Annotated in this window: 9 protein-coding genes; 6 read left to right on the top strand and 3 right to left on the bottom strand. The window is 64.3% G+C overall.

Going from position 1 to position 8,192, the window contains the following annotated elements; all coding sequences use genetic code 11:
- Positions 1-199: 199 nt before the first annotated feature.
- A complete protein-coding gene (locus AC0L3K_RS35180; RefSeq protein WP_007598747.1) occupies positions 200-589 on the bottom strand; it encodes a YkvA family protein in 390 nt (129 codons plus the stop codon).
- 93 nt (positions 590-682) lie between these two features.
- Positions 683-985: a 4a-hydroxytetrahydrobiopterin dehydratase gene (locus AC0L3K_RS35175; protein ID WP_473367746.1), complete on the bottom strand. Its 303-nt coding sequence runs from the start codon at positions 983-985 to the stop codon at positions 683-685.
- Between the two features lie 153 nt (positions 986-1,138).
- Between AC0L3K_RS35175 and AC0L3K_RS35170 the strand changes: the two genes are divergently transcribed.
- Positions 1,139-2,584, top strand: a complete 1,446-nt coding sequence (locus tag AC0L3K_RS35170) for a TAXI family TRAP transporter solute-binding subunit (protein WP_219681851.1) — start codon at positions 1,139-1,141, stop codon at positions 2,582-2,584.
- A 105-nt stretch (positions 2,585-2,689) separates the two neighbouring features.
- Positions 2,690-4,231 carry an alkaline phosphatase D family protein gene (locus AC0L3K_RS35165; RefSeq protein ID WP_473367740.1) on the top strand — a complete coding sequence of 514 codons (1,542 nt, stop codon included), beginning with the start codon at positions 2,690-2,692 and terminating at the stop codon, positions 4,229-4,231.
- A gap of 10 nt (positions 4,232-4,241) precedes the next feature.
- On the opposite strand, the gene AC0L3K_RS35160 is transcribed toward AC0L3K_RS35165, so the two are convergent.
- Positions 4,242-4,643, bottom strand: coding sequence for a response regulator (locus tag AC0L3K_RS35160; protein WP_007598740.1), 402 nt, complete (start codon positions 4,641-4,643; stop codon positions 4,242-4,244).
- A gap of 157 nt (positions 4,644-4,800) precedes the next feature.
- On the opposite strand from AC0L3K_RS35160, the gene AC0L3K_RS35155 reads away from it, so the two are divergent.
- The 4 genes from AC0L3K_RS35155 to AC0L3K_RS35140 all read left to right on the top strand — a co-directional run bounded on the left by AC0L3K_RS35155 (position 4,801) and on the right by AC0L3K_RS35140 (position 8,037).
- A complete protein-coding gene (locus tag AC0L3K_RS35155; RefSeq protein WP_007598738.1) occupies positions 4,801-5,565 on the top strand; it encodes a Crp/Fnr family transcriptional regulator in 765 nt (254 codons plus the stop codon).
- Between the two features lie 81 nt (positions 5,566-5,646).
- A complete protein-coding gene (locus AC0L3K_RS35150; RefSeq protein WP_354201560.1) occupies positions 5,647-6,363 on the top strand; it encodes a prolipoprotein diacylglyceryl transferase family protein in 717 nt (238 codons plus the stop codon).
- Positions 6,344-7,774: a radical SAM protein gene (locus AC0L3K_RS35145; protein ID WP_007598734.1), complete on the top strand. Its 1,431-nt coding sequence runs from the start codon at positions 6,344-6,346 to the stop codon at positions 7,772-7,774. The genes AC0L3K_RS35150 and AC0L3K_RS35145 overlap by 20 nt, the downstream gene beginning before the upstream one ends.
- Positions 7,771-8,037 (top strand): hypothetical protein, encoded by a 267-nt coding sequence (locus tag AC0L3K_RS35140; RefSeq protein ID WP_007598732.1) that lies wholly within the window; start codon positions 7,771-7,773, stop codon positions 8,035-8,037. Before AC0L3K_RS35145 ends, AC0L3K_RS35140 begins: the two co-directional genes overlap by 4 nt.
- Positions 8,038-8,192 lie beyond the last annotated feature (155 nt).

The raw sequence follows: 8,192 nt of genomic DNA, 5'->3' as shown, positions 1-8,192 counted from the left end.
CGCAAGCTGGGCGCGGGCCCGGCTCACGGGGGCGGGGCGTGTGTAAAACCCCCCCCCACCCCCGCCCCCGCCGCCCCCCCCCCCCGCGCGGGGGCCCCATGACAGCATTCCGAGACGGTTATGGTTCAATCGGAAGGCGGCCGCGGCGTACTGGATTCCCCGCCTTCGCGGGGAATGACAGCGGAGTATGCGGCGACAGCTACTGCGCGGCTTCCACGTCCACCTCATCCACCCCGCGCTTCAGCGCGGCGCGGGCGGCTTCGCGATGCTCGTTCGTGATGTGGCTGGCGACCATGCGGATCGCAGTGGCGAGCACGGCGGCGTCATCGGTGAAGCCGAGGATCGGCATCACGTCGGGGACGAAATCGAACGGCAGGATGAAATAAGCGATCGCCCCGAGCAGCGACGCCTGGACATGGCGCGGCGTCTGCCGGTCGAAGGCGCAGTAATAGGCGGCGAGCAGATCCTCCGCGAACGGCAGCTGCGCGGCGACACGCTTCAGCTTGCGCCAGAAGCGGCGCCGCACGCTCTCACGATCTTCCGCGAGCCGGTCGGCCGGCTCGAAACCGACGCTGTGTTCGGCAGCCATGTTCGGACAAACTCCCCGTTCCAGCCTGGGGTGGCAGATCGCCGCATCCCGTGCTGATCACAAGATGGGGACGCGCCCGGGCCCTGCAAGACGTCAGCCTGGTGTCAGCTTGGCGATGGCATTCATCGCCTTGGCGAGCGCGATGTCGAGCGCCGTGACGCCGCCGGCGTCATGGGTCGACAGCACCACCTCCACCGTCTTGTAGACATTGCGCCATTCGGGGTGGTGGTCCATCTTCTCGGCGACCAGCGCCGCGCGGGTCATGAAGCCGAACGCCTCGTTGAAATCCTTGAAGACAAAGGTTTTCCCGATCGCGTCGCGTCCTTGAACCTCGGTCCAGCCAGGGGATCCGCCCAGCGCCTGCCTGCGCGCCTCCGCCGAGAGCCGTTCTGCCATCATCGCCTCCGTCCTTCAGGGGAACTTTACCCTAACACCGCACTGACGCCCCGGGTTCATACGGGATTAGACCCCATCCGCTAACCATGACGGAGATGTAACCCTGCCGGACAAGAAATTTGCTACACTTGCGGGCGTAAATCGCCGGCCAAGATGAAACTGAGCCTCAAGCGACTGTTCGGGAGATCGATGACCGGGGGATTGGACCTGGCCGAAGCGCCCACCCCGCCCTCGCCGCGATCATCGGCGCGGAAGACGGCGCTCGTGACTCTCGCGCTGGTGCTCGCGATCGTTGGCGCGCTCGCCGGCGGCTACTATTTTGCCATGCGGCCGGTGACGCTGAAGATCGCGGTCGGCCCCGCCAATAGCGATGACGTCAAGGTCGTGCAGGCACTGACCCAGGCCTTCGCGCAGCACAAGAGTTCTGTGCGGCTGCGCCCGATCCAGACCGACGGCGCCACCGCCAGCGCCAATCTGCTCGCGGAAGGCAAGGCCGACCTCGCCATCGTGCGCGGCGACGTCGACGTACCGAAGAACGCGCAAGCGGTTGCGACCCTGCGCAAGAACGTCGTGGTGCTGTGGTCCGTGTCCGGCAAGGGCAAGAAGAAGGGTCCGAAGATCACCAAGATCGCGCAGCTCGCCGGACATCGGGTCGGCGTGGTCGGCCGCACCCAGGCCAACGTCAATTTGCTCAAGGTGATCCTGCAGCAATACGGCGTCGATCCCGCCAAGGTCGAGATCGTGCAATACCCGGCAAGCGAAGCCGTCGAGGCGATCAAGGCCCAGAGGGCTGATGCCTATCTCGCGGCCGGTCCCGTCAACAGCAAGATCACGTCCGAGGCGATCGCCGCCTCCACCAAGGATTTCGGCACGCCAACCTTTCTCGCGATCGATTCCGCGGATGCGATCGCGCAAAATCATCCGGTCTATGAAGCGGCCGAAATTCCCGCGGGCACTTACGGCGGCTCGCCCGATCGCCCCGACGACGAGGTCAAGACCATCAGCTTCTCGCACCACATCGTGGCGCGCAAAACTGTGTCCGAAACCACTATCGCGGCGTTCACGCGCCAGCTTTTCTCGGTACGCCAGCAATTGGTGACGGAATTCCCGCTGGCGGCGAAGATCGAAACGCCCGACACCGACAAGGATGCGGTGATCCCCGTGCATCCCGGCGCCGCCGCTTTCGTCGACGGCGAGGAAAAGACCTTCCTCGACAGATACAGCGATTACATCTGGTGGACCCTGATGGCGCTCTCGGCCATGGGCTCGATCGGCGCCTGGTTTGCAGGCTATCTGAAGAAGGACGAGCGCGACAACAACAGCCATCTGCGCGAGCGGCTGCTCGACATGATCACCGCCGCTCGAAAGAGCGAAACGACCGAAGATCTCGATCAGATGCAGACCGAGGCCGACGAGATCCTGCGCGACACGCTGCGCTGCTACGACCACGGCGCGATCGAGGAAGGCGCGCTCACCGCCTTCAACATTGCGCTCGACCAGTTCCATGCGGCGGTTGCCGACCGCAAGGCGGTGCTGTTCAGCCTGCCACAGAACCTGCAGCGCACCGGCGCGCAATTCCGGGCCGCGGGCAACGCGTAAGCGCTTGCACCCGTTATCGCTGCGTCACATTGTCTCAATATAGCGTCGGGCTTCACCGTGGCGGCCGCCCTGGACGGCCGCCTCACGCGATATCGAGACCGTCCCATGAACATCAAATTCTCCCGCCGCAATTTCCTGACGACCAGTGCCGGCGCGCTCGGCGCGGTCGCAATGCCCCATCTCTCTCGCGCGGCCGACCGGCCGGCGGTGACCCATGGCGTGCAGTCGGGCGACGTCACCGTCGACGGCGGGGTGGTCTGGGCGCGTACCGACCGGCCCGCACAGATGCTGGTCGACGTGGCGACGACGGAGTCGTTCAGGGATGCCCGCGCACTGCCGCCGATCGCGGCGCTGCCCGAGAGCGACTTCACCGCAAAGATGCTGATCGAAAACCTGCCGGGCGGACAGGACATTTTCTATCGCGTCCGCTTCCGCGATCTTTCGCACACCGCGGTGGAGGGCGAGCCGGTGACCGGCCGCTTCCGCACCGCGCCCGCCGACCGCCGTGACGTCAGCTTCGTCTGGGGCGGCGACGTCGCAGGACAAGGCTGGGGCATCAACCCCGATGACGGCGGCATGTTCACCTTCTCGGCGATGCGCAAGCACCGTCCGGATTTCTTCCTGCACTCCGGTGACACCATCTATGCCGACGGCCCTATCCAGTCCGAGGTGAAGCTCGCCGACGGCAAGATTTGGAAGAACGTCACGATTCCCGAGAAGGCCAAGGTCGCCGAGACGCTGGACGAGTACCGCGCCGCGCACAAATACAATTTCACCGACGACAATCTTCGCGCCTTCAATGCCGAAGTGCCGATCTTCGTGCAGTGGGACGACCATGAGGTGACCAACAACTGGTCGCTGTCGAAGGAGCTGCCCGCGACCTACAAAGAGCGCGACATCGCGCTGCTTGCGGCCCGCGCAGGCCGTGCCTTCCACGAGATGTATCCGATGCGCGAAAGCATCGTCGAGCCCGGCCGGGTCTATCGGCAGATCTCCTATGGTCCCCATCTCGACGTGTTCGTGCTCGACGAGCGTAGCTATCGCGGCCCGAATGGCCCCAACCTCGAAACCGCTTACGACCCGGCCAGCTATTTCCTCGGCCCGGACCAGACCGCCTGGCTCAAGCGCGGCCTGTTGAATTCGCGCGCGACCTGGAAAGTGATCGCCTCCGACATGCCGCTCAGCCTCGTCGTGTCGGACACGCCGAAGGGTGGATCGGAAGCCATTGCGCAGGGCGACGGCCCGGTGCGCGGCCGCGAGTTCGAGATCGCCGACATCCTGCGCTTCATCAAGATGGCGCCGGTCAGCAACACCGTGTGGCTGACGGCGGACGTGCATTACGCTGCCGCGCATTATTACGATCCCAACAAGGCGCAATTCCAGGATTTCGAGCCGTTCTGGGAGTTCGTGTCGGGCCCGCTTCACGCGGGCACGTTCCGTCCGAACGCACTCGACAATACGTTTGGACCGGAGGTGCGTTTCGTCAAGGCGCCGGGGAAAGACAACCAGAACCTGCCGCCGTCCGCCGGCATGCAGTTCTTCGGTCACGTCAAGATCGATGGCGCTTCAGGACAGATGACGGTGACCTTGCGCGACCGCGCCGACGTCGCGCTATGGTCGACCACGCTCGATCCGAAGCAGGCCTGACGCCGTATCGCTAGTCCGCCGCGCGGACCTGGAGCGCCGCCTCCAGCGCGTCGCTCGAACACGGCTTCTGCAGACGCGGCTGGCCGGCGAATTCCGGCGGGATGCGCGCGTCGGCGCCATAGCCGGTGACGAAGACGAACGGAATTTTCAGCGCCGCGAGCCGTTCGGCCACCGCAAAGCTGTTCTCGCGACTCAATCCGACGTCGAGCAAGGCGAATCCGGGGACGCGCGCCGCGATCGCGGCCAGCGCCTGCGCCACTGAACCTACCGTGCGCACGCTCTTCACGCCAAATCCGAGCAGGCGATCCTCGAAGTCGATCGCGATGATCGGATCGTCCTCGACGATGAGAACATCGGCAGGACAATTTGAACTATCGGAAACGGCGGGTGCCATCATCGTAACTTGGAGCATGAGGTTTCTCTGACTGGGATCCCGGTCACGACGCCTGCACCCAGCGTGGAGGGTTCCCGGAACGAAACCCACCACATTACAGTTATGAGGTCTGTCCACTTGTGCACACAGGACCTCGACGGAACTCGCTAAGGTTGGAGGCGGATGGGAGTTTGAGATGGACGCGCGGACCAGCAACGCCACCGAGATCGACAGCCGGCCGACCAACAATCTGCTGCGGCGCTTGAGCCCGGCCGACTTCGCCCTGCTTGCGCCACATGTCATGCTCGAAAGCGCCGCGGCGAATGAATTGCTCTACAACCCCGGCGATGACGTCCAGGTCGTCCACTTTCCCTGCGGACCATCGCTTGCGACCTTCCTCGTTCCCAATGAGGACGGCCGCGATGTCGAGACCATCCTGGTCGGCCGCGAAGGCGCGGTGGGCGGCATCGTCAGCGAAGGATTTTTACCGGCCTACACCCGGATCTGCGTGAAATTCGGCGGGCCGTTTGCGCGCATTCACGTCGGCAAGCTGGAGGCCGCCAAGCAGCGCTCGCCCTCGTTGCGCCATGTCTTCGCTCGCTACGCCGACTGCATGCTGGCGCAGATCTTCCAGTCCACCGCCTGCAACGCCATTCACTCGATCGAGCAGCGCACCGCCAAATGGATGCTGGCGGCGATGGAGCGGACCGGCGACGAGAGCAGTGTGCCTCTGACCCACGAGCAGCTCGCGACACTGCTCGGCGTCGGCCGCAGCTATGCCAGCCGGGTGCTTCAGTCGTTCAAGGCGGAAGGCGTGCTCGACACGCGACGCGGATCGATCCTGGTCCGCAACCGCGAGGGCCTGCGCCTGCGCGCCTGCATGTGCAACGAGGCCGTGAAGTTGCACTTCGAAGAGGTGCTGCGCGGGGTCTATCCGACCGAAGAGCGGCAAGCCGGCTAGCCACCTGCCTCGCTCCTCTTCGGGGATAAGAAGCGGCCGCACTATCCCGCCGGGCGGGAACCTGGGCTAATGTCCCCCCGCATGAGCGGGGCTTTCCTTCACACTCTCTTCGACATCGCAGCATGGCTGGCTGCGGCCGTGGCGCTGTACTGGCTGTCGCGACAGGGCTTGCTGTTTCCGGCGCAATCCTTCGAGCGGTCCTACCTCGCCGCTTTGGTGTTCGGTGCGGGCCTCGGCGCCTATCTGTTCGGCTCCGCCAATCTGTGGCTGTCGGGCCAGAGCGGCATTGCGCGCTCGGTCGAGGGCGCGCTCGCCGGGGGCATCGCGGCGATCGAGCTCTACAAATGGTCCGCAGGGATCACGGTGCGAACCGGCGCCCGTTTTGCGCTGCCGCTGGCCCTCGGCATCGCGATCGGCCGGCTCGGCTGCTATTTCGCGGGCCTTGAGGATTTCACCTACGGCACGCCGGCGGCATGGCCCTGGGGCCATGATTTCGGCGACGGCATCCTTCGGCATCCCGTGCAGCTGTACGAAAGCGCCGCGATGGGCGTATTCGCGCTGCTCTACGTGGTGGCGGTCTTGAACCGGAGCGCGTTTGTGATCACCAATGGTTTCTACCTCGTCCTCGTCTACTATGGCGCACAGCGCTTCCTGTGGGAATTCCTCAAGCCCTACGGCACGCTGATCGGCCCCTTCACGCTGTTTCACGTGCTGTCGCTGTCCATCCTGCTCTACGCTGTCGTCATGCTGGCGACGGCGCCCAAAGCGAGACCCATGCATGAACGCGCCGTTGCGTAAGTCGCGCCCCTATATCTTCTGGGGCCAGACTCAATCTCTCTGCGAGACCTGCCTGAAGCTGGTGCCGGCCAAGATCCAGATCCTCGACAACGAGGTCTGGTACGAGAAGCGCTGCAAGGAGCATGGCGTCCAGTCCACGCTGGTCTCGACGGACGCAGCCTATTGGCGCCTGTGCAAGGATTTCATCAAGCCCGGCGACCGGCCGCTCGCCTTTCAACGGCATACCGAATTCGGCTGCCCCTATGATTGCGGCCTGTGCCCCGACCACGAGCAGCATTCCTGCCTGGCCCTGATCGAGATCACCGAGCATTGCAATCTGACCTGCCCGGTGTGCTTTGCCGATTCCTCGCCGGCGCGGACCAGCTTCACGCCGCTGGCCAAGATCGAGCGAATGCTCGACGCGCTGGTCGCGAGCGAGGGCGAGCCTGATTTGGTGCAGATCTCCGGTGGCGAGCCGACGCTGCATCCGGACTTCTTCGCGATCCTCGATGCGGTGCGCGCCCGCCCGATCCGCCATGTCATGATCAACACCAACGGCCTGCGTATCGCCCGCGAAAAAGATTTCGTGGCGCGGCTCGCCGAGAACAAGCGAGGGCTTGAGGTCTATCTCCAGTTCGACTCGCTTGAACGCGACGCGCTGATCAATCTGCGCGGCGCGGATTTGCGCAAGATCCGTCAGCAGGCGCTGGAGAATCTCGAGCATTACGGCGTATCGACCACGCTGGTGGCGACCATCAAGCGCGGCGTCAACGATGCCGAGATCGGCGACATCGTTCGCCACGCGCTGACCTGGAAGTGCGTTCGCGGCGTCACGCTGCAGCCGGTGCAGGATGCCGGCCGCAACGAGAATTTCGACAAGAACACCGACCGCATCATGCTGTCGGAGATCCGCAAGCGCGTGGTCGAAACCGGCGTGTTCGGCGACAAGGACATGATCCCGCTGCCCTGCAACCCCGAAAGCATCTCGATCGGGTACGGCCTGCGCAACGGCGACAAAGTGCTGCCGCTGACCTCGCTGATCCCGCAGGAGCAACTCGTCGCATTGTTGCCCAATACGATAAGCCCGGAGAAGCATCCGGCGCTGAGGGAGAAATTCATCGATCTGTTTTCGCTGTCCTCGGGGCCGCTGAACACCAGCGAGCGCGTCTGCGAATTGTTGTGCTGCCTGCCGAGCTTCGAGGTACCGCAGGGCATCACGTACGAGAACGTATTCCGCGTCACCATCGTGCAGTTTCTCGACCGCTTCAATTTCTGCGTCGGCAACGTCAAGCGCAGCTGCATCCATTTCGTCACCGAGAGCGGCGCGATCATTCCGTTCGACACCTACAATCTGTTCTACCGGAACGGAAAGATCGACGGCATCCGCGCCGAACTGGCGGCGCAGTCAACCGAAGGAGTCCTGCAGGCATGAGCATCAGCGACACGCCGCCAGCCCCTCCGGGACCGCCTCCTGCCCCGCCGAACAAGCGCAGCGGCTGCCTGACCGCGCTCATGGCGATCTTCGGGATCATCCTGCTGCTGCCCGGCGCCTGTGCACTCCTGTTCGGCGGAATCTCCATATCCGACAGAGGCCGGATCGATTCCGACGTCGCGCCCCTGGTGTTCCTGGGCCTGGTCGTGGGGCTGGGCGGGGTCGCCCTGATCTGGGCCGCCATCAAGGGCCGGCGCGGCTGAGGGCGGCTTTTCGCCTAACCCCCGGGAATCCCCGGACAAAATTCAATCAACCAACGGCCAAAGAACACATTGTTTTTTGGCCGTTTTTGCCTATATTGCGCCGCAACGCGTAGGGTGCCCGGTCGATATGCCGGGCTTTCCCTTTTGGGCGGAAA

The organism is Bradyrhizobium sp. MI1.10 (genome assembly GCF_055811035.1).
This window is presented reverse-complemented; position numbering and strand designations above follow the sequence as displayed.